The following is a 19,167-nucleotide window of genomic DNA, read 5'->3' on the forward strand; positions in this document are numbered from 1 at the left end:
TATTGTGCTGTTGTGAAGGTGTCAGATTTCTTTCATGAATCATACTAAAATAAGCCGACAATGGAACAATACCGCTTTTCGAATTCCGGAGCGGGACGAGAGTTTTTACTGAACGATGTGCCAGGGACGCGGCTTGCCGCATTTACAGAGTCGTATGAACTCTCATTGACACATCTCAGGCTGCCTGCGATGCTTGCGCAGCAGGGTTATTCGCAAATCCCGGATTCAAGGAAGAGTCATCGAAATGCTGGAAATTCTCAGCCCTTATCATTACAGCCAACAGCGCGCCGAGTATGATGCCGGGATCGCCCGGATGCGTCATTCTCATTATCTGGACTATCCCCGTCACGTGCACCTGGAGACGTTGGCGCGGTGTAACGCGAGCTGCAACTTCTGCCCGTATCCCAATCTGAATCGCAAGCATACAAAGATGAGTGATGAACTCATTGACAAGGTGTTGAACGAGCTGACCGAGATTCCGCCGGAAATGAACTTTCAGATTTCGCCGTTCAAAGTCAGTGAACCGTTTCTGGATACGCGTCTGTTCGACACCCTGGAAAAAATCAACCGGTTACTGCCTCAAGCCAAAATTGCGCTGACATCGAATGCATCGGCGATCACGGAGGGCAAGCTGGAAGCGCTGCAGGAGATCAAAAACATTGGCTATCTGTGGATCTCATTTAACGATCATCGGGAACAGGAATACGAGCGGGTGATGGGGTTGAATTATCAGCGGACCATCCAGCGACTGGAGATGATCCATGATACGTTTGCCGACGGGGATGTTTATTTTTCCGTGGTTCTCTCGCGTGTGGGAGATGGGACCCAGGCAGACCAGGAATTTGTCGAGTGGTGTGGAATCAACTATCCGCTGTTCAAATCGAGTGTATTCCCCCGGATGGCGTGGACAGGACAGGTTGAAGGTCTGACCGTCAATGAAGTCCCCAACATGGGGTGTGAACGCTGGTTCGAGCTGTCGATTACCGCGACAGGTGAAGTCGCGCATTGCTGTGCCGACGGACAGGCTGAGTATCCTATTGGCAATGTGAACGATCAGCATGTGCTGGAAATTTACAACTCTCCCGAGTATCGAAAACTGAGAGAAGCTACCGTATCGCGGCTGAGTGTGTCCCCCTGCGATAAATGCACTTTCATGTGAGATCGCTGCTGAAGCAGAGCCCGGTTCACGCCTCAATCTTTTTTGGGCGTGGGTTGTTTCAGATAAGGCTTCAACTCGGGAACCGTGGCGGGAATTTCTTCTGCGACCAGCCGGGCGATTTCGAGAGCCCCTATCCGTGAGAAGTGAGTGCGATCGGATTTGCTGGGGCTGAAGTCATTGCTGCCTGCATCTCCCAGCTGGTTAAACAGGGCGACGCTTTTCTGGTGCAGGTCGATGACGGGAACGTTCTGCTCTTTGCCGACTTTGAGCATGGCGTCTGCATAAGGTCGGAGGATAGTTACGATCTGTCCGTTTTCAAAGCGCCTGCGCGTCATGGGGGTGACGAGGATCGGTTTGATATTCGCGGCCCGTGCTTCATCAATGTACTGTTTCAGGTACTGCTGATAGGTGGTGGCGGGATCGGTTTCGCGGTCCCCTTTTCCCGGGCAGTCATTGTGGCCAAACTGAATGAAGAGGTAATCCGGTTTTTCCTTGAGCGCTTTTTTCCAGCGTCCTTCCCGGATGAAACTGCTGGAGCTGCGACCGGAAGCGGCGCGGTTCAGGATGATGACCTCGTCGGTAAAGTATTCACCAAAGATCTGGCCCCAACCCGTCATGTCCGGTCGGTCTTTGGGAGGATTCTTGTACGTGGCCATGGTGGAGTCGCCGATCATCTGGATGCGAATCGGCGGCGCTGCAGACGCGGACACGGGGCAAGCCAGCAGCCCGGTCAGGAAAATAATTGTCAGAGTAAGTTGAATGCGGCAAAGGGATTGGGGCATGAAATTCGTTTCCTGTTCGTCCGGGATGTGCGTTGTGGCTCAAGGAGGGATTTTGCTGGAATCGACGGACTCCGGTAGCTTCCTGGTCTCCAGTGGGTTATTCTGATGGAAATGAGAGTTGACAGCTCTGAAGTAGTCACTAAAATGGACATAAATGTCCGATATGGATTCTGTGCCTCCCTTTTTCAAGTCTGTTCATGCTGACTGGTCTTCCGCAGCAATGACAGGCTCCTGCCTTCTGGTCAATAGATTAGCATGCCGATGGATCATTGTGAAGAAATAAACGGTAACTCCCGAAGCTGGCAAAAATCCGGTTTTGCCTTGGGCCTGTTGTTGTGTTTCCTGCTTATGCCTTCGATGGGTTCAGCCCAGCTCAGTTTTGAAGAAGCACCGATCAACTACAACAAGGCAGAGCCCGACAACCTGATTTCCCGATTTCAGAAGCGGCTGGATGCAGGTGAGATCGAGCTGGAATACCAGCGAAAGAACCGGGCCGGTTATTTGCCTGCCGTACTGGAAGCGTTGAAGATTCCGGTGTCTTCACAGACGCTGGTATTCTCCAAGACGAGCCTGCAGGTCAAGCATATCGATCCGCAGTCGCCGCGCGCCCTGTATTTTAATGATGATCTGTATGTGGGGTATGTTCGAGGCGGATCCGTGCTGGAAGTTTCTGCCAGTGATCCGAAGCTGGGGACCGTGTTTTATACCATGTCCCAGTCGCAGACATCGCATCCTGCGTTTGTACGCAAGACATTTGAATGTACCCAGTGCCATGCTTCGTCGATGACACAGGGAGTGCCCGGGCACATCATGCGCTCGGTTTATCCCGGGCCGGACGGGATGCCTGTATTTCGGGAAGGGACGTTTCGCAGCGATCATTCCAGTCCCTTTTCCGAGCGGTGGGGCGGCTGGTATGTGACGGGCACACATGGTGAGATGCGTCACATGGGAAATCTGATTTTCCGCCAGGGGGACAGCGCACGTAATCTGAATCGGGAACCCGGGGCGAATGCAGTTGACCTGGAAAAGTGGTTTGACACCAGCGCGTACCTGACGCCTCACAGTGATATTGTGTCATTGATGGTGCTGGAACATCAGACAAAGATGCATAACCTGATTACCCGCGCACAGATTGAAGGTCGGATTACCGAACGGGATGCGACGGTGATGAACCGGATGCTGGAACGTGAAGCGACTTTTCAGAGTGACAGTACAAAACGTCGTTATGAGAGTGCCGCGAATCGACTTGTGGACTACATGCTGTTTGTTGACGAACTGCAGCTGAAAGGTCAGATTCAGGGCACGTCCCGATTTGAATCGGAGTTTACCCAACTCGGTCCCAGGGACAGTCAGGGGCGATCATTGCGGGATTTTGATCTGAAACGCCGGCTGTTTCAGTATCCCTGCAGTTACCTGATCTATTCCGAATCGTTCGAACAACTGCCACGACCGGTACTGGATGTGGTGTATCGTCGGCTGTGGGAAATTCTCTCCGGCAAGGATCAAAGCAGTGAATATGCCCATTTAAGTGAGGCAGATCGACGGGCGATTCGGGAAATCCTGCTTGAGACGAAACAGGGTCTGCCTGCCTACTGGAAGCCTGAAGAGTCGGAGACCGGTCAGACTGGTGGTTGAGCGCGGCGGGGCATCGTTTCTTGAAAAATCGGTGTGAATACGGCCACATCTGCTTTGATAATGGTTGTTTCAGTGTATAAGCCTGCATAGAATGACCTGCGTAGCGAGATTCGACAGGGGGGCAGTCTTCTTGAAACACTTCACGTTTGAGCATGCTTTCCCACTCGAGATCTCTCAACCAGTCATTTCCTGTCTGGATCGATGAAACCAGTATCTGCGCTTAGACCACGAGGAGCTTACGGGTATGTTACCCCGCCGCGAAGTATTTCCACACGTTATTGAAATCAACTATCAGGCCAGACAGCGTTTGGGATGTTGTGTTTATCTCGTTTTCAACGACCAGAACGAATGGCTGCTGATTGACATCGGCTATGAGGACACGGTTGGTGAAATCATCGAGATGATCCGCCAGATGGATTTTCCGCTGGCCAACTGCAAATATCTGATTGCCACACATGCTGACGTCGACCATATCCAGGGATTGAGCCGCGCAAAAGAATTGCTGCCCTCAGCCCAGGTGGTGGCACATCCCAGTGCGGCCCGGCTGCTGGAAGTCGGGGATCGTATCAGTACTTATGCAGAGATCAGTGCGCAGGGAATTTCCATCGATATGCCCGCGTGTAAAATCGATCTGGAAGTGAACGAAGGCGATGTGATCGACCTGGGTGATGATGTGAAGTTGGAAGTCTGGCACACTCCCGGTCACACCGATGGTCAGCTGGCATTCCGATTCGGCGAGCTGCTGTTTTCCGGAGATAACATCTACCGTGACGGGTGTGTGGGCCACATCGACGCGCATCATGGATCGGATATTCCTGACTTCATCAAGTCGCTGGAACGCATTCGCGATTGCGATGCCAGGTGGCTGCTGCCCAGCCATGGACCGATTTTTCAGAACAGAAAAGAACTGCTGCAGTCAACCATTGATCGCTTGAATACGTATCTGCATATGGCCGACTTCGGGACCTGTGCTGTCGACTGGCCTTTACAGGATGAATGGGACGAAGAACTTCTGAAGGGATTCGACCCCAATACCGCAGAATAACCGCCAGACAGATGTGCCATTTTGTCCATTTCGAAAGGTTGTTCCGGCAGTATTACTATGACAATTTGTTGTACCTGATATCAAAAGCGGCCTTCGAGCCGCTTTTTTTAGATATTTTGGGTAAGATCAGGGGGCGGACAGAGAAATTCCTGCTGCTATAATCCTTAAAACTGCTATCATGCGCATGATCTTTATCACAATTACAAATGTTGTCTGTGATACGACAAGTTCAACCCGATACGGCGACGAAGAATACCAGGATGGAGCGATCGTAAAAAGCGATTACGCTACAGCATTCGAAGCGGGCAATTCCATTTTTTTGTGCTTTCGAGATTGATTCATTTAGCGAAACCGTGACAATTCAGGAAATCTGATTTGAAAAAGTGCCGGCGATTTCCGGAAACACATTCAAGTCGGGTGCAATGGGAATGCAGTTTTGAATCAAACAATATTCTATTTGAATTTTGATTCCCGCCTTTCTGGGCTGAAATTCATAGATTAGATAAAGCCTCTGTGGCTATTGGATTAATTAATGGCTTCGTTTTTTGAAAAGCGCGATCCATGGGGACATAGTCTGTCATTGTGGGTAGTCGTTTTGATGGTCTTCGTCACTCCGCTCCTCTTTGGAGTACTGCGTGAGATCCGGCAGGAAAATAATGTCGAGAACTGGCTGCCCCCGGACGATCCCCAGTCCAAAGTTCTGTCGTGGCATCGCCACAGTTTCGGTATCGAAGATCGCCTGTTGCTTTCCTGGGATGGCAGTTCGCTGTCCGATCTACGCGCGGAGCGTTTGAAACTGGCGTTGATGGGCACTCCTGATGCAGAAGGCGTGCGCCGTGGTGGCTCGCCTTATATCAAGGAAGTGTTTACGCCCCAGGATGCCATTCAGAGAATGGTGGATTACCATATTGAGCCCGAAGAGGCGCAGGAGCGTCTGAAGGGGGTTCTGGTTGGCACAGGCATGCTGAAGGTGCAGTTAACCGATGCCGGCCGTAAACGACAGGAACAGACCATCCAGGAGCTGGTTTCCAAGGCAAAGCAGGAACTGGGGGTGGAACTGACTGTCAAACCTGCTTTCAAAGAGTGGGTGGAAATTGTTGATGAAACCCAGGGTAGGGAACCCGCTGATGCGGTATCAGAAGACGACGCAGACCAGGTGGATTTTGAAGCCCTGGTGGCGGCGATCCCGACACATGATTTTCAACTGATCTGGCCGCGGATGCAGCCTGGTGCTGAACTGACCAGGCAGATCAAACAACTGGCGTTGTCCCTGAAGCGACCGGAGATCGTGCCGGGAACTTCAGTCGCCGAGAAACAGGAAGGGAACGACACCCCCGAGTCCGAGCCGACACTGATCAAAGACTGTTTTTTCGCGGTCGGAACTCCGATTGCCATCGCCGTCGAACTGTCCGATACGGGTGATGCCGATCATGCTGCCGCCGTGGCTGCTGTGAAGATGGCTGCTGTCGAAGCCGGAATCCCGGAAGAAAACCTGCACCTGGGGGGCCGACCTGTTGCCGGGGCTGCGTTGAACGAGATGGTAAAAGAGTCATCCTGGAATACTGCGTATCCCATCTGGCAGTTCCATCGACGTTCGGTCACTTTGTTTTCCGGTCTGATCGGAATCCTGCTGGCATTCCTGATGCTGAAAAGCGTGCGTCTGGCCTGTCTGGTTCTGCTGGTCTCCTACTATACCACCTTTGTCGCTGTGTCGGTTGTGCCTTTGACGGGGGGCACCATGAATATGGTGCTGGTCGTTATGCCGACCCTGTTGACGGTGCTGACGCTCTCGGGCTCGATTCATGTGGCGAATTACTGGAAGCACGCGGCACACGTCGATATGAAAACCGCTGTCACCAAGGCAGTAGAAATGGCAAGAGCCCCCTGTGTGATGGCCAGCCTGACCACGGCGATTGGCCTGGCTTCGCTGATGACCAGTCCTTTGTCGCCCGTGCGTGATTTTGGACTGTATGCATCGATTGGCTGTGTGATCTCACTGCTGATGGTGCTGTATGGTTTGCCTGCCCTGCTGCAGTTATGGCCCGCCAAGCCTCCGAAAGCCTCTGAGATTGACGTCAGGCACTGGCATAAGTTTGGAGAGATACTGTCCCATCATCAAATGCTGGTTTCGGTGAGCTGCCTGATCATTTTTGTGGTTTCCTGTTACGGCTTCAAATGGTTTCGAACCGAAACGAAAGTGATCCGCTACTTCCCGGATTCGTCCCGCGTCATTCAGGATTACCTGTTCCTGGAAGAAAACCTTTCGGGGATTACGCCCGTTGATACGGTGATCTGCTTCGATGAAGCGGCCCAGAAAAAAATGAACTTCGTCGAACGGGTGGAACTTGTCCGCCAGATCGAACACAAAATTGCTGAGCATCCTGAAATCAGTGGCTCAATCTCCCTGGCCGATTTTCGTCCTGTTTCCGAGCCGCTGCCACCAGATGCCAGTACCTTCCAGAAACTGCGGAATGCGAAACGCGTCAATGAAACAGAACGGCGTGTGAAGGAGTCACTGCAGGACGGAACCGTCAAATCGTTTCTGTTTATCGCAGATAACACGGTGGAGATGGAACAGGAAACCGATCACGGCACGCGTTCTGTCGTCGTGGAAAAAGGGGATGAACTCTGGCGCATCACCGCCCAGGTGGCGATTATGACCGACCTGGATTACGCAGATCTGACTCGCGATCTGAATCAGGCCACACAATCGGTCCTGCGCGATCACGCCGGGACCACGCATCTGGTGACGGGCACAATCCCGCTGTTTTTAAGAACACAACAGGCGGTTCTGGAAAGCCTGATCAAAAGCTTCGGCCTGGCGTTTGCCGTTATTGCGGTTGTGATGATGATCCTGCTGCGCAGCACGCTGGGCGGCCTGATTACCATGTTGCCGAACCTGATGCCGATTGGTGTGGTCTTCGGACTCTTATCCTGGATGCGGATCTCTGTGGACATCGGGACGATGATTACCGCTTCGGTCGCATTGGGAATCGCGGTGGATGGAACACTGCACCTGTTGACGTGGTTCAAGATCGGTATTCAGGAGGGGAAAACGAAAGGCGAAGCCGTCGCTGCCGCCCTCGGCCATTGTGGGCCTGCGATGTGGCAGACCAGCGCCGCGGTGGGCATCAGCCTGGCGATGCTGTATCCGGCTGAACTGCTGCTGGTCAGTCGCTTCGGCGTTCTGATGTGTGCATTGATCGTTGCAGCCTTGCTGGCAGACATCATTTTTCTCCCGGCATTGCTGGCAGGGCCTCTCGGGTCACTGATTGTCTCCTCACTCAAGAAAGAACGGGAACAGGCAGAGAATGCGCCCGTGCTGCAGGATGGGAAAGAGACCAAGCCTCATCTGTCGCATGCGGTCAAGCGATCACAGTCGGAACGATCCCTGGAAACCTGAGAATTTTCTCTGCGGTCATCATGTGACGTACCGCGTTGATTCCGTCTGTGTTCCCGATTTACACCACGTCTCCTGGGCATTCGGACCGCGTCTGTCCGTGCGTGGAGGCGGTGCTTCATTGTGACGTGCTTCAGCCTTACTGAGCGGGCAGTTCCTCGGATGATCCGATTCCCCGTTTTTTCATGAAGTGGATATCCATGCTGGACTTCTGCAGCAGTTCGTAGCGTTCCCAGACGGGAGGACATACGAACTCGGCGTCCCGGGGCGTGCGGAGCAGTAGATGACAATCTGCGGAGGAGACCTTTTCCTTGGCCAGGCGTTCCATGGAAATATATAGACGCGAGCCTGGTTTGAGGTCATCAATCATTTTGTAAGGCGGATCTAAAAAGATCAGGCTGAAAGGCACAAAATCGGGCACATTTTTGGGCCGAAAGGAGGAGAGTAATGCATTGGTTTTCCAGCAGAGCGTCGTCTCTTCCGCGCCGATGCTCTCCACATTGCGTCTGAGCAGTTCGTGTGCTTTGTGGTCCTGTTCGATGAAGACCACCGTAGCGGCCCCTCTGCTGAGAGCTTCCAGCCCGAGTGAGCCTGTCCCTGCATAGATATCGGCCACACGTTTGTCTTTCACGGTGTCCCCCAGCCATTCAAAGAGGACCTCTTTGACAAAGTCGGTAATGGGGCGGGTGGTCTGTCCGGGGTTCGAATGCAGTTTCCGACGACGATATTTGCCTGCAATTATTCGCACTTCAATGCCATTTCAATAGAACGTGTGTGTACCAGATTCGGGTGCACACGAGTAATTAATTTGCTTATCTCAGGCGATTGTATAGAGGGTGATCAGGAATGAGAAGGATCATTGCTGTTCCTGCTGCTCCCGGACGATCCGTTCCCGGTGTTTTCTGATAATCTCGGCAGCTTCTTCGGCCACGGAGTGGAATTTGTTTTTTTTCAGGTTAGCAGTGACAGCCGGTTTTGCCGCTGCCGTTTCGGGGGGAGGCAACTGTGAAGCGTGAATTATGGTTGTATCACCGGATGAGGTTTCTGTTTCTTCAGCTTCTTCGGAAAGCCAGGTTGAGATTTCATCATCCGACAGGGGGGCTGATTTATCAGTGTTGAGATTAGTCGGTTTGGCAATTGCTTTACGTGCACCTGCCAGTTCAAACAGCATCGGGCCGACCCGTAACTGGTCACCGGGGTGAAGCGGGCTTTCCGTCTGTACGGGCTTGCCGTTGATGAAAGTACCATTCTGGCTGTTCAAGTCGACGACAAAGAGCTGTCCCTCACGGATGTGGAGTTCACAATGCCGGCGGCTGACATCAGGGTCTGTCACGCGGACATCACAGTCGAGTTCTCTCCCGATGGTGATGTTTCTTTCTGGCAGCTTCAGGGTTTTCCCCTTGTACTTTCCCGACTGGATAATGAACCTGGTCATACTTAGTGCCCTTTAAGTAATGATGTGAAATCGGCGCGGAAATCCTGACTCACGCCCGGCGTTCGTGCCTGTCTGAACGGCGGGTGTGATCTGATCCGACGGTAACAGTTTTCATGGATCGCTTCTGATAAAAAACAGAAAATGAGAACTGCCTGTCAGCAGCAGAAACGGCTTCCGCTCCTGAAAAACAGGGTTTTATGCTTAATCATGCAGGGGGACAACAAGTGCTTCTCTACAGGTTGGACAAGTCAGAGTGCGACCACGATGTTTCACTTTGACCTTGATTCTTTTTCCGCAGGAGCAGAAAAAGTGAATGTGTTTATCGGCTGCACTCGAAGTGGTTTCGCTGTGTGCATGCTTCCAGACATCGTCCGAAATTTCTTTGATCAGTTCGAGCAGTTCCTCCGTGTCAAACGGCTTGACCAGATAGCCGTCTGCCCCCACGCGATTTGCCAGCTGGCGTGATTCCGGTGAGTCGATCGCGGTCAGGATCAGGATGGGAACTTCGTTTTCTTTCTGCTTCATGCGCTCGCAGATTTCAAACCCGCTTTCCTGGGGCATGATCAGATCCAGGATTACAAAATCCGGTTTGTGCATGCCGAAGGAGGAGTGGGCCTGTCCGCCATCTTTGGCGACAGTGACATGATAAGCATGTTCTTCCAGCAGGGTTTTGAGGAAAAAAGCGGTATCCTGTTCGTCTTCAACAACGAGGATATGATTGACAATCGAGGATGTCAGTTCCGAGTGAATTTCATTGATAGCCATTGTAGGAGACTCTCCAATTCAGTGTCCCCGATTCCATCGGGCGGGTTTGCGATATGGAATAATCTGCAGAGATTTAAGTTTGCAGAGACTGCCCTGGTATCAAATGCGTTGAGTTAGTCAGTTGTAATTCGTCAATAGAAGTCCGTAATGAAATTCAATGATCTTGTAATAAAAGCGTTCTGTTTATTATCCCATAGCAGCAATTATTTAGCACGGCAAAAGTTTTTTTTTCGAACGAAATAGCAAAAAGTCCTGAAAAACAGGGCAAATACATTGACTTTTGGAATTAAGATTACTTTACTTACGCTTGGCCTGGAGAGAGTTTGCTCTTGAATCCAGGCCTGAAAACAAATTGGCAACTCATTATGACGAGGTGGGAATCCACTTCTTTCATTTTCAAATTTCCAGTATCAGGAGTTCACGATGGCAGCAAAGGCTACGACTAAAGATAAGCCACTTACCAAAACAGAGATCCTTAATGCACTGGCTGAAGGTTCTGGACTCACCAAGAAAGAAGTGACTGCAGTCCTGGACGAATTAAGTGCACTGATTTCTAAAAATCTGGGTAAGCGTGGTCCTGGTGTTTTCAACATGCCCGGTCTTCTGAAGATTCAGGTTCAGCGCAAACCTGCTACCAAAGCAACCACACGCCCCAATCCATTCAAGCCTGGCGAAATGATGCAGGTTGCTGCCAAGCCAGCTCGCAACGTCGTCAAAGTACGACCTCTCAAAGCACTGAAAGAGATGGTTTAATCGCCTCTCGCTTTACGCTGAGATACAACCCTCAACAGATGCAGCTCCTGGTTCAGGATGCTGCATCTCGGCAGGTTGATCGATAGTCTGCTTTCCCGTTTCAGTGCCCTGTTCGCTTGTCTGAAGCTGTAGTGATCTTACCGGGCTTTTCTCAGGTATGGTCCGATTACAGGTCTTAAACCCTAATTTCAGCAAATTTTATTTGAAATTTAGGTGTTTTTTGTCAAGAGCGATTCTACAGGAACGCCAGATGCACGGATTGTTGTAAGTCTTTATTGATATGTATCTTGCGTTCACAATGTAATATCGCAGACGCGAATCTGTTGATTCTCTTTGAGTCACTTTGCAGTTTCAGTGCGCTGGTGCATTGCGCCAGCCTCTTGACGCTCTAAATGTCGACATGTAAAATCTGTACGTTAATAGATCATCAGTATTTTCACTGATCGATTGCAGTGGTGCAAAGCCTACCAGTTCACACCACGTCAGGATTTACGCAGGATGCTTTATGTATCCTGAGAGAGAACAATGGCATGTTAGTTTTATCCCGAAAGAAGAATGAGAAAATCGTGATTGACGAGAACATCGTCATTACGATCGTCGAGATACGCGGTGATAAAGTCCGCCTGGGGATCGAGGCACCTCGCGAAGTGCCCATTCACCGTAGCGAAGTCTATGACGCCATTCAGAATGAACAGAATTCTGCAGCGGAAGAACCCAAGTCAGTTCCCGAGGGGAAGAATGACGCGTCGGAGCTGTTGCAGTAAAAGTCTGTCTGTGCATCTATGAATACTAACGTGCCGCTTCACCGCGGCTTTTTTTAGCGGCACATATTCTTCGGAAATCAGTCCAGCCAGAGCGATTAGAAGTTTTTTTCAGAGATCCTGAATTCTATTAACGCCGTCCGCTTGACTTATCCGATGGAAAGCTTAGATTACTATCTCTTGACGGCCCCATCGTCTAGTTAGGCCCAGGACATCGGGTTTTCATCCCGAAAACAGGGGTTCAAATCCCCTTGGGGTCATTTACCCTGCAGCGACTATAATCCTGGATAGTCGCTGCTTTTTTTATGCGCCGCGCCTTCCATTTTCTGATGACGGTCACTGCGCTGGAACAGAAACGCGGAAGCAGATTCTGGCGGATCACTTTCAGCGGAGGCTGAGAATCTCATCTGCAAATTCAGCGATACGAAATACGGCCTTTGAGATGGCAACCATGTTTTCTTCACTGGTCAGCAGGACCGGGTGATGCAGCACGATCATGTTCTGATCGCAGGCTGTTGCAACCTTGAGTTCGTCAGTCTGTCGGAATCGACGTCGGCTGTGGATCGCGTGTAAGGCTCTGAAGCCCGGATAGATGGCGATTCCTTCGGCCTGCATGGCCTGGCAGAACAGATCACGCGAGAGCCCCTGGAACTGCTCTGGCTGATACAGGAAGCCCAGCTTGTAATAGCCTGGCGTGCTGGGTGCCTGGGAAGAGAGCTGCCAATTATCGAAGGGGATCAGCCCCGAGTTCCTGCCGAGCCGAGTGAGAAGCGTGTCCACGTGTTTCTGGCGAACCTGATTCTGGTAATCGAGCGTTTCCAGTTGGGGGAGCAGTAGCCCTGACTGCAGTTCCGTCAACGGATAGGCTTCGTTCCCTCGATGCGAATAGAGACGGATGCGTTGAGCAATTTGCGGAGAGCGAGTCAGGATTGCCCCGCCACGCCCCGCTGTAAGCAGCTTGCTGCCTCCGAAGCTGAGAATACCGGTCTCTCCCCAACTGCCCGCGATCTGCCCTTCGATGAGGGCGCCAGGAACCTGACAGGCATCTTCAATGACAGCAATCCCCCGTTGCCGGGCGATATGGGTGAGTCTCTGCATCGATACCAGTCCGCCATGCAGGTGGGAAACGATGATGGCCTCTGTGGAATCGGTCATCGCCTGTTCCAGCAGGTTCAGGTCAAGATTGAAATTCTGCGGATCGACATCAATCAGTACAGGGGTGGCACCGACAGTCAAAATATTCTTGAAATTGCCTTCAAAGTCATAAGCGGCGAGTATGACTTCATCGCCGGCACCGATGTCCAATCCCCGTAAAGCCAGTTCCACGGCAGCTGTCCCGCTTGAGCAGAGAATCACCTGTTCGGTCTGGTGCCGTTCGGCCAGCTTCTGTTGCAGTTGCTCGGAACAGGGGCCGTGGTATCGGCCCCAGGCGCCCGTCTGTTGCGCCTGTTGCAGTACCTGATGAATGGCTTTATCAGGGAAAGGCCAGGCGGGCGGGCCTTCCGGGAAAGCGGGAACTCCGCCGAGAATCGCAGGTTTTTCAGAGGACAGGCTGTTCATTGGTGCGGGAACCGATTCAAATATAAGTTACGAAATCGGAATTTGTGGAGAACATAGTGTTATTCTAAAGAACGTTTGATTAAACTGAGAGTAGTCCTGTCTGGTCGGCTGATGACCGGTTCAGTCTGTAAAACCTTCAGTTTGCACAAGCACATTCATATTCAAGTGAGTCATATTATGTCACATCAGATCAAATTTATCATGGTGGGTGGTTTTTTAGGAGCAGGAAAAACCACAACATTGGGACGCCTGGCAAAATATTATACCGATCAGGGATTGAATGTCGGGGTAGTCACCAATGATCAGGCGGCTGATCTGGTCGATACCAACGCACTGCGGTCTCAGGGGCTGCATGTAGGAGAAGTGGCGGGCGCGTGCTTCTGTTGTCACTTTAATGCGTTGATGGAGACGATTGAAGAACTGGGTTCGCAACAGAAGCCGGATGTCATCCTGGCAGAGCCTGTCGGCAGTTGTACGGACCTGGTGGCGACTGTGATTCAACCGATCAAGCGCCTGTTCGATGCCGATTTCTCCATTCACCCGTATGCCGTACTGATGAAACCCAGCCATGGTCTGAAAATTTTGAAGAACGACAAAGGCTCCGGCTTCTCACCCAAGGCCGCATACATCCTGAAGAAGCAGCTCGAAGAAGCAGACCTGATTCTGATCAACCGGGTTGATGAACTCTCGGCTGAAGAGGTGGATGAAATCACAACGCTGGTCAATGAGCAGTTTCCGGGAACACCCGTGTTACGAACCTCCGCCCTCACGGGGGAAGGCTTTGAGGCGTTAGTGGAATTCCTGGAGCAGGATGGCGACTTCGGGAGCAAAATTCTCGACATCGACTATGACATATACGCGGAAGGAGAAGCCGAGCTGGGCTGGTTGAACAGCAGCGTGCATATTTCGGCAGAGAAATCATTTTCGCTGGATCAGCTGCTGATGGATGTCATTACACAACTGCATGCTTCATTTAAAGAACAGTCGGTTGAAACGGCGCATCTGAAAACCATTGGTTTGTGGGAAGGATTTTTTGGTGTTGCCAATCTCGTCAGTAATGACAGCGAACCCCGATTGTCGTTATCATCTGATTGTACGGTGACGGAAGCCGATCTGATTGTGAATGCACGCGTAGCCTGCGATCCCGAAGCGTTGACCACGCAGGTGACGCGGGTGCTGGAGAATTGTGCCCAGGCGTTGAATGCGAAGCTGGAGTTTCGCCAGACACAGAGTTTTCGTCCGGGAAGACCTGTGCCAACGCATCGGTATGCGACGCCACAATAGGCAGGGACTTCCGTTAAATGCGAACAGGGTGGCGACAACGTTTAATGGAATTTCATGTCTGAGCTCAGTGAGATATTTGATGCCGGTCGGCGGCAGAAGTTTCGTCGACAGTTGCAGTCCTGGTACGCTTCACATCAGCGGGATTTACCCTGGCGACGGGAGCGGGATCCTTACGCCGTCTGGATCAGTGAGATCATGCTGCAGCAGACGGTGGTGGCTGCCGTCATTCCGTACTTTAAGCGGTTTATGGCTCGCTTCCCCGATGTGCAGACCCTGGCGGCGGCCGACGAGAGTGAAGTGCTGCAGCATTGGGAGGGCCTGGGTTATTACAGCCGCGCCCGGAATATTCATAAGACGGCTAAACTGATTGCCGGTGAACTGCAGGGCAACTTTCCCCGCGATGTCGAGTCGCTGCAGAAGCTGCCGGGAATTGGGCGGTATACCGCGGGAGCCATTTGTTCGTTTGCCTATGATGTGCGGGCGCCGATCGTCGAAGCAAACACGCTCAGACTGTATTCCCGTCTGATCGGTCTGGAAGAGGATCCCCGCTCGAAGTCGGGACAGAATCAACTGTGGGAATTTGCAGAGCTGATCCTGCCTCGCAAATCGCCGGGAGATTTTAACCAGGCGCTGATGGACCTGGGGAGCCTGGTCTGTACGCCGCAGAACCCTGGCTGTGAAGCCTGTCCGGTGAGTTCCGGCTGTGAAGCTTTTCTGCGTCAGAAGCAACATCTGATTCCGGTCCCAAAAGGGAGGCCGGAAATTACATCGCTGACGGATGTAAGTATTGCCGTATTTTCCGGCAATCAGGTGATGATTCGACAGAGATTGCCCGGAGAACGCTGGGCCGGCTTATGGGATTTCCCACGGTTGACGCTGGAAGAAATGAACGGCAGTCCGCATCCGGCTGCGATTCGCAAAAAAACAGAGCGACAGCAGGAATTATTTCCTGCTGAGCGGAGCGCGGGATTAGAGATCCCGGAGGGGCTTTCTCCCGCATTGATTCCCCGGCTCGAAACCTACCTGAAGGAGCAGGCGGATATTGAGGCCAGTCTGCAGCAGCTGGTCACAGAAATCAGACACAGCGTGACCCGCTATAAGATTCGCCTGCTTTGTTTTGTGGCGCAGCTGGAACAGCGGGCAGCGAAAAAAAAGAAGAATCAACTCAACAGTGAGGCAGGCAAATCAGGGTACCAGTGGGTGTCGGTGCAGGAACTGGAAGCGTATCCGCTGTCGGTGACGGGCAGGAAGTTCGCGAAACTGCTGGCAGAGCGGATGTAGCCTGTTGATGAAAGTGCCGCTGTTTTGGGAGGGTATTCAAAAAGTGGCAGGCGCAAAAAAATCCCCATTCTCAAAATTGCCTGAGATTGAGAATGGGGAAAACGCATTTGACTCAAGAGAAGAAAGCGGCATCCGTGCCAAAAAGACCTTCCATGGAATATAAGCCTTTAGGGTTACCGGATGTGATGGGGATACTGAATGAGTCGCAACCCTCTCCTGTAGTCAAAGACGCTGTAGAACAATGGATATTGTTACTTGATTGTGCGTTAACCGGATAAATCTTTGAAGAGGGTGCCAAACTCGGGCATGTCCTGTTCCAGCAGATTTTGCCAGGCTTCCAGGTTCCAGATTTCCACGCAGATCACTGCGCCGATAATCATGACATCCTGATTGGGCTGAACTCCCAGAAACTCACGAAAGCCTTCCGGAATCGTGCAGCGAGAGCGATTGGCCAACTGAATGGTGCGATTTCTGGTCGACAGTAATCGTCCCAGGCGTTGCACTTCGTCCCAGCGATTCTCCAGGCGGTGTGACTGAATTTTCTGTTTAATCAGATCCACACCCTGCTGTTGTCTGTTCTGCCAGTCGTCGGCTTTCCAGAGACTGAGACAGCCGGCACGTTCCTTGGTCAGCATCGTTTCCCCTGATTCGTCGGTGATTGCCTGAGCCATTTCTGCCGGGAGCGAAATACGAAAGCGGTCGTCGACCGTTCGTTTTGTCTCTCCCGTGATAAATGTTTCACTGCTCATAACAAGCCTGTCCGAGGGGGATGCGTCAATCAGCTCTCAGCGATACCGAAGGTGTTCGATATTGTACTGGGCGGATAACCCACAATCAACTAGTTATCAAAGATCAATTGGGTAGGAAACCCACTAAGGACCGAATTTACCGTTGGTAATCCAAAAAGGCAATCACTGATTGTTCAATTCTGTCGATTTTGTCAATTTTTCTGCTCAGCTCTGATTTCAACTGCACATTCTGTTTCAGGAAAAATCGGCTGATTGAAATCAATGCGCGCCACTCAGACTCACGAAAAAAGTACGCATATTGAAGGCCGGCAGTGGCTGATATTCAGCTGCGCAGGCCGGGTTCTGCTGGGTATAATTCGCATCTCTTGAAGCCAGTGAAAGAGGACGCGCGAGAATGAGTTTAATCTCCGGGTGACACTTTGACGCAGTTGAGATGACTTCCAGAATTGAGAGTGACTGCTGAGGGGTGTGGCGAATTCTCTTTCCGGAGATTGTTTTTTTCACAGGCGCGAGATTGTCGCAGTTCGATTCAACACAGGTGTGACAATTGCGTGAAAGCGGCAGGAAAGCGGTGCGAAAACGGTTTGATCCGACCTGAAAATGAGTGGTGATCGGCCACTGGTGTCAGACGGTCAGCTGAAGACCTGGGGAAACATGCGGGAATGACGGCTGACCTTCACCACGAGTGCTCATGCACGCAGCGAGTGAAAAACGGTGCTACGCGCGCGACGCATATGACGACGTAGTCTCGCGAGAAGCGTGAGTGTGTCAAGCTGGATGTATGACACAGATGAAAACAGGAAACTTGTCAGAGAATATGCGATGTACAGATCGAGGATATCGCTGAAGCGGGAGAGTGCAGAAGCCTGTGAAATGAAAATGAAATAGAAACTTCAGCTGCCTGGCGGAGGTGCTGAAAATGTTTCAGGATCCGCCAGGCAAGCGAAGTGTGCCGCCTCGTCGTGGAGACGGGGCGGGTGAATCTTAATATTCACGGTTTTTAAGAATTCCGGGCAGAGGCACGGGGTAAGAACCATCAGCACGGGCGATGACGGGCGCTGGTGATTCCATGGTCAGTTTATCGACATCAGGAGCAAACTCCTGTTTGCAGTTCAGCATTTCATCGTAGGTGATGATCTGACCTGTGTGAGCGGCCATACGCCCCATTGATGTCACCAGGCTGGCTTCCGCACCACGACGCACTTCGTTGTAAGGCTGATCGTTGCGGATCGCGTTGATCAGATCTTCCCATTCCAGCTGATAGGGATTGGGCTCGGGTTGTGGGTAAGCCCAGACCAGGTTTTCATCGGTTTCGTTATAGCCTTTGTAAATGCGGGATTTTGCAGGGTGGTGGGCTGAAGTCGAGATAACAGCCAGCCCTTTGGTGCCGTGTGCAAAGCTGGCGAATTTCTGGCGACAGCCGGGAATCGTACGTCCCCGCAGGAACATCTTCGTGCCATCAGCGAATGTGTATTCGACGCTGTAGCTGTCGAAGTTCTGATCGACACTGTCTCCGCGGTAGTGACGTCCGCCGGAACCATCAGCCTGGACGGGCCAGGCATCTTTCATCCAGCAGCTTTCATCGATATTATGAATGAGGAAGTCACTGAAGCCACCACCACTGGCCCAGAGGAAGCCGTGAAATCGGGAGATCTGGTAGAGCAGTTCGCTGCTCATGTTTTCCGGTTTGGGTCCTGTTGCTGCGGAACCGGTCGGGCCGGCCATGCGGTATGCCCGGAGCTCCAGCACGTCGCCGATCTGACCGTCTTTGATTCGGTCGTGAAGTTCCTGGCGCGCTTTACAGTGCCGACACATCAGGCCCACGCCGACCTTGAGGTTTTTCTCTTCCGATTTTTTGGCAAGCTCAAGCATCTTGCGGGTGCTGGGTCCGTCGACTGTGATGGGTTTTTCCATAAAGACGTTGATGCCTTTTTCGATGGCATACCCGAATTGGACCCAGCGAAACGCAGGCGGAGTCACCAGCAGTACGACGTCTCCCGGTCCCAGGCAGCTGATTGCTTTCTCGTAACCATCGAAGCCAATAAATTTCTGATCATCGGGGACATCAACTTTGTCGCCAAATTGTTTTTCGAGACTCTTGTAACTGGTCTTGAGACGGTGATCGAAGACGTCGGCCATCGCGACCAGTTTAATCGGACCACTGGTCGTGGAGAGTGCGTTGGCCGCAGCACCCGTTCCGCGACCGCCACATCCGACGAGGGCAATTTTAATGGTACTTTCATCAGCAGCGTAGACATGGGGGATCGACGTACCGGCTAAGACAGAAGCCCCGGCTGCGAGTTTGCTGGAATTCTTTAAAAAATCGCGGCGGGATGAGACATTCTGGGGCGCTTCACTCATTCTGGGCTCCTTGGCAGTTCAATGAAATAAGATCAAATTTGGCATTTTATCTGATACGTCGATTGAACGAGGAGTGCTGGTTGACAATCGATATTCTGTGTGGACAGAAGCATAAGAACATCAGATAAATACATATGAGTATATCTGATTATATCAATGAGAAAGAGGCACTTGCAACTTGTTCTGCTAGATCGCAG

The 19,167-nt window shown here is 51.8% G+C and carries 16 protein-coding genes and 1 tRNA gene; 10 read left to right on the plus strand and 7 right to left on the minus strand.

Going from position 1 to position 19,167, the window contains the following annotated elements:
- The first annotated feature begins 244 nt into the window (after positions 1-244).
- On the plus strand, positions 245-1,159 hold the full coding sequence (locus tag AACZ40_RS11715; RefSeq protein ID WP_291174236.1) for a radical SAM/SPASM domain-containing protein: 915 nt from the start codon (positions 245-247) through the stop codon (positions 1,157-1,159).
- Positions 1,160-1,191: 32 nt separating this feature from the next.
- On the opposite strand, the gene AACZ40_RS11720 is transcribed toward AACZ40_RS11715, so the two are convergent.
- Positions 1,192-1,941 carry a rhamnogalacturonan acetylesterase gene (locus AACZ40_RS11720; RefSeq protein ID WP_291174234.1) on the minus strand — a complete coding sequence of 250 codons (750 nt, stop codon included), beginning with the start codon at positions 1,939-1,941 and terminating at the stop codon, positions 1,192-1,194.
- 357 nt (positions 1,942-2,298) lie between these two features.
- On the opposite strand from AACZ40_RS11720, the gene AACZ40_RS11725 reads away from it, so the two are divergent.
- From AACZ40_RS11725 to AACZ40_RS11735, 3 genes are all read left to right on the plus strand, one after another.
- Positions 2,299-3,576 (plus strand): hypothetical protein, encoded by a 1,278-nt coding sequence (locus AACZ40_RS11725; protein WP_339674504.1) that lies wholly within the window; start codon positions 2,299-2,301, stop codon positions 3,574-3,576.
- 244 nt (positions 3,577-3,820) lie between these two features.
- Positions 3,821-4,621 carry an MBL fold metallo-hydrolase gene (locus AACZ40_RS11730; RefSeq protein ID WP_291174231.1) on the plus strand — a complete coding sequence of 267 codons (801 nt, stop codon included), beginning with the start codon at positions 3,821-3,823 and terminating at the stop codon, positions 4,619-4,621.
- A 532-nt stretch (positions 4,622-5,153) separates the two neighbouring features.
- Entirely contained in the window at positions 5,154-8,024 is a 2,871-nt protein-coding gene (locus AACZ40_RS11735) for an MMPL family transporter (protein WP_291174229.1), read from the plus strand.
- Positions 8,025-8,160: 136 nt separating this feature from the next.
- Here AACZ40_RS11735 and rsmD read toward each other — a convergent pair whose 3' ends face one another.
- The 3 genes from rsmD to AACZ40_RS11750 all read right to left on the minus strand — a co-directional run bounded on the left by rsmD (position 8,161) and on the right by AACZ40_RS11750 (position 10,221).
- Positions 8,161-8,769, minus strand: a complete 609-nt coding sequence (rsmD, locus tag AACZ40_RS11740) for a 16S rRNA (guanine(966)-N(2))-methyltransferase RsmD (protein ID WP_291174227.1) — start codon at positions 8,767-8,769, stop codon at positions 8,161-8,163.
- A gap of 108 nt (positions 8,770-8,877) precedes the next feature.
- The gene (locus tag AACZ40_RS11745; protein WP_291174225.1) at positions 8,878-9,456 is read right to left on the minus strand and encodes an FHA domain-containing protein; all 579 of its coding nucleotides are present in this window, start codon (positions 9,454-9,456) and stop codon (positions 8,878-8,880) included.
- 201 nt (positions 9,457-9,657) lie between these two features.
- A complete protein-coding gene (locus AACZ40_RS11750) occupies positions 9,658-10,221 on the minus strand; it encodes a response regulator (protein ID WP_291174223.1) in 564 nt (187 codons plus the stop codon).
- Positions 10,222-10,644: 423 nt separating this feature from the next.
- Between AACZ40_RS11750 and AACZ40_RS11755 the strand changes: the two genes are divergently transcribed.
- The 3 genes from AACZ40_RS11755 to AACZ40_RS11765 all read left to right on the plus strand — a co-directional run bounded on the left by AACZ40_RS11755 (position 10,645) and on the right by AACZ40_RS11765 (position 11,995).
- The gene (locus AACZ40_RS11755) at positions 10,645-10,974 is read left to right on the plus strand and encodes an HU family DNA-binding protein (protein ID WP_145227906.1); all 330 of its coding nucleotides are present in this window, start codon (positions 10,645-10,647) and stop codon (positions 10,972-10,974) included.
- 530 nt (positions 10,975-11,504) lie between these two features.
- On the plus strand, positions 11,505-11,738 hold the full coding sequence (gene csrA / locus AACZ40_RS11760) for a carbon storage regulator CsrA (RefSeq protein ID WP_291174219.1): 234 nt from the start codon (positions 11,505-11,507) through the stop codon (positions 11,736-11,738).
- A 182-nt stretch (positions 11,739-11,920) separates the two neighbouring features.
- A tRNA-Glu gene (locus tag AACZ40_RS11765) sits at positions 11,921-11,995 on the plus strand.
- Between the two features lie 124 nt (positions 11,996-12,119).
- Here the strand turns inward: AACZ40_RS11765 and AACZ40_RS11770 are convergent.
- Positions 12,120-13,295 (minus strand): aminotransferase class V-fold PLP-dependent enzyme, encoded by a 1,176-nt coding sequence (locus AACZ40_RS11770; protein WP_291174217.1) that lies wholly within the window; start codon positions 13,293-13,295, stop codon positions 12,120-12,122.
- Between the two features lie 177 nt (positions 13,296-13,472).
- Between AACZ40_RS11770 and AACZ40_RS11775 the strand changes: the two genes are divergently transcribed.
- The 3 genes from AACZ40_RS11775 to AACZ40_RS11785 are packed head-to-tail and all read left to right on the plus strand — an operon-like array spanning position 13,473 to position 16,023.
- Entirely contained in the window at positions 13,473-14,579 is a 1,107-nt protein-coding gene (locus tag AACZ40_RS11775) for a GTP-binding protein (protein WP_291174215.1), read from the plus strand.
- Positions 14,580-14,633: 54 nt separating this feature from the next.
- Entirely contained in the window at positions 14,634-15,860 is a 1,227-nt protein-coding gene (mutY, locus tag AACZ40_RS11780) for an A/G-specific adenine glycosylase (RefSeq protein ID WP_291174213.1), read from the plus strand.
- 7 nt (positions 15,861-15,867) lie between these two features.
- Positions 15,868-16,023 carry a hypothetical protein gene (locus tag AACZ40_RS11785; RefSeq protein ID WP_291174211.1) on the plus strand — a complete coding sequence of 52 codons (156 nt, stop codon included), beginning with the start codon at positions 15,868-15,870 and terminating at the stop codon, positions 16,021-16,023.
- A 103-nt stretch (positions 16,024-16,126) separates the two neighbouring features.
- On the opposite strand, the gene AACZ40_RS11790 is transcribed toward AACZ40_RS11785, so the two are convergent.
- Together AACZ40_RS11790 and AACZ40_RS11795 are read right to left on the minus strand one after the other, a co-directional pair.
- The gene (locus tag AACZ40_RS11790) at positions 16,127-16,609 is read right to left on the minus strand and encodes a division/cell wall cluster transcriptional repressor MraZ (protein ID WP_291174208.1); all 483 of its coding nucleotides are present in this window, start codon (positions 16,607-16,609) and stop codon (positions 16,127-16,129) included.
- Positions 16,610-17,593: 984 nt separating this feature from the next.
- Complete coding sequence (locus AACZ40_RS11795; RefSeq protein ID WP_291174206.1) at positions 17,594-18,970, minus strand: Gfo/Idh/MocA family oxidoreductase; 1,377 nt, start codon at positions 18,968-18,970, stop codon at positions 17,594-17,596.
- Positions 18,971-19,167 lie beyond the last annotated feature (197 nt).

The organism is uncultured Gimesia sp., assembly GCF_963972345.1.
Lineage (GTDB): Bacteria > Planctomycetota > Planctomycetia > Planctomycetales > Planctomycetaceae > Gimesia.

Excerpts from the sequence above, each read along its gene's own strand:
- AACZ40_RS11715 (WP_291174236.1), top strand. The coding sequence starts at position 245 with ATGCTGGAAATTCTCAGCCCTTATCATTACAGCCAACAGCGCGCCGAG.
- AACZ40_RS11720 (WP_291174234.1), bottom strand. The coding sequence starts at position 1,941 with ATGCCCCAATCCCTTTGCCGCATTCAACTTACTCTGACAATTATTTTC.
- AACZ40_RS11725 (WP_339674504.1), top strand. The coding sequence starts at position 2,299 with ATGGGTTCAGCCCAGCTCAGTTTTGAAGAAGCACCGATCAACTACAAC.
- AACZ40_RS11730 (WP_291174231.1), top strand. The coding sequence starts at position 3,821 with ATGTTACCCCGCCGCGAAGTATTTCCACACGTTATTGAAATCAACTAT.
- AACZ40_RS11735 (WP_291174229.1), top strand. The coding sequence starts at position 5,154 with ATGGCTTCGTTTTTTGAAAAGCGCGATCCATGGGGACATAGTCTGTCA.
- AACZ40_RS11745 (WP_291174225.1), bottom strand. The coding sequence starts at position 9,456 with ATGACCAGGTTCATTATCCAGTCGGGAAAGTACAAGGGGAAAACCCTG.
- AACZ40_RS11750 (WP_291174223.1), bottom strand. The coding sequence starts at position 10,221 with ATGGCTATCAATGAAATTCACTCGGAACTGACATCCTCGATTGTCAAT.
- AACZ40_RS11755 (WP_145227906.1), top strand. The coding sequence starts at position 10,645 with ATGGCAGCAAAGGCTACGACTAAAGATAAGCCACTTACCAAAACAGAG.
- csrA (WP_291174219.1), top strand. The coding sequence starts at position 11,505 with ATGTTAGTTTTATCCCGAAAGAAGAATGAGAAAATCGTGATTGACGAG.
- AACZ40_RS11770 (WP_291174217.1), bottom strand. The coding sequence starts at position 13,295 with ATGAACAGCCTGTCCTCTGAAAAACCTGCGATTCTCGGCGGAGTTCCC.
- AACZ40_RS11775 (WP_291174215.1), top strand. The coding sequence starts at position 13,473 with ATGTCACATCAGATCAAATTTATCATGGTGGGTGGTTTTTTAGGAGCA.
- mutY (WP_291174213.1), top strand. The coding sequence starts at position 14,634 with ATGTCTGAGCTCAGTGAGATATTTGATGCCGGTCGGCGGCAGAAGTTT.
- AACZ40_RS11785 (WP_291174211.1), top strand. The coding sequence starts at position 15,868 with ATGAAAGTGCCGCTGTTTTGGGAGGGTATTCAAAAAGTGGCAGGCGCA.
- AACZ40_RS11790 (WP_291174208.1), bottom strand. The coding sequence starts at position 16,609 with ATGAGCAGTGAAACATTTATCACGGGAGAGACAAAACGAACGGTCGAC.
- AACZ40_RS11795 (WP_291174206.1), bottom strand. The coding sequence starts at position 18,970 with ATGAGTGAAGCGCCCCAGAATGTCTCATCCCGCCGCGATTTTTTAAAG.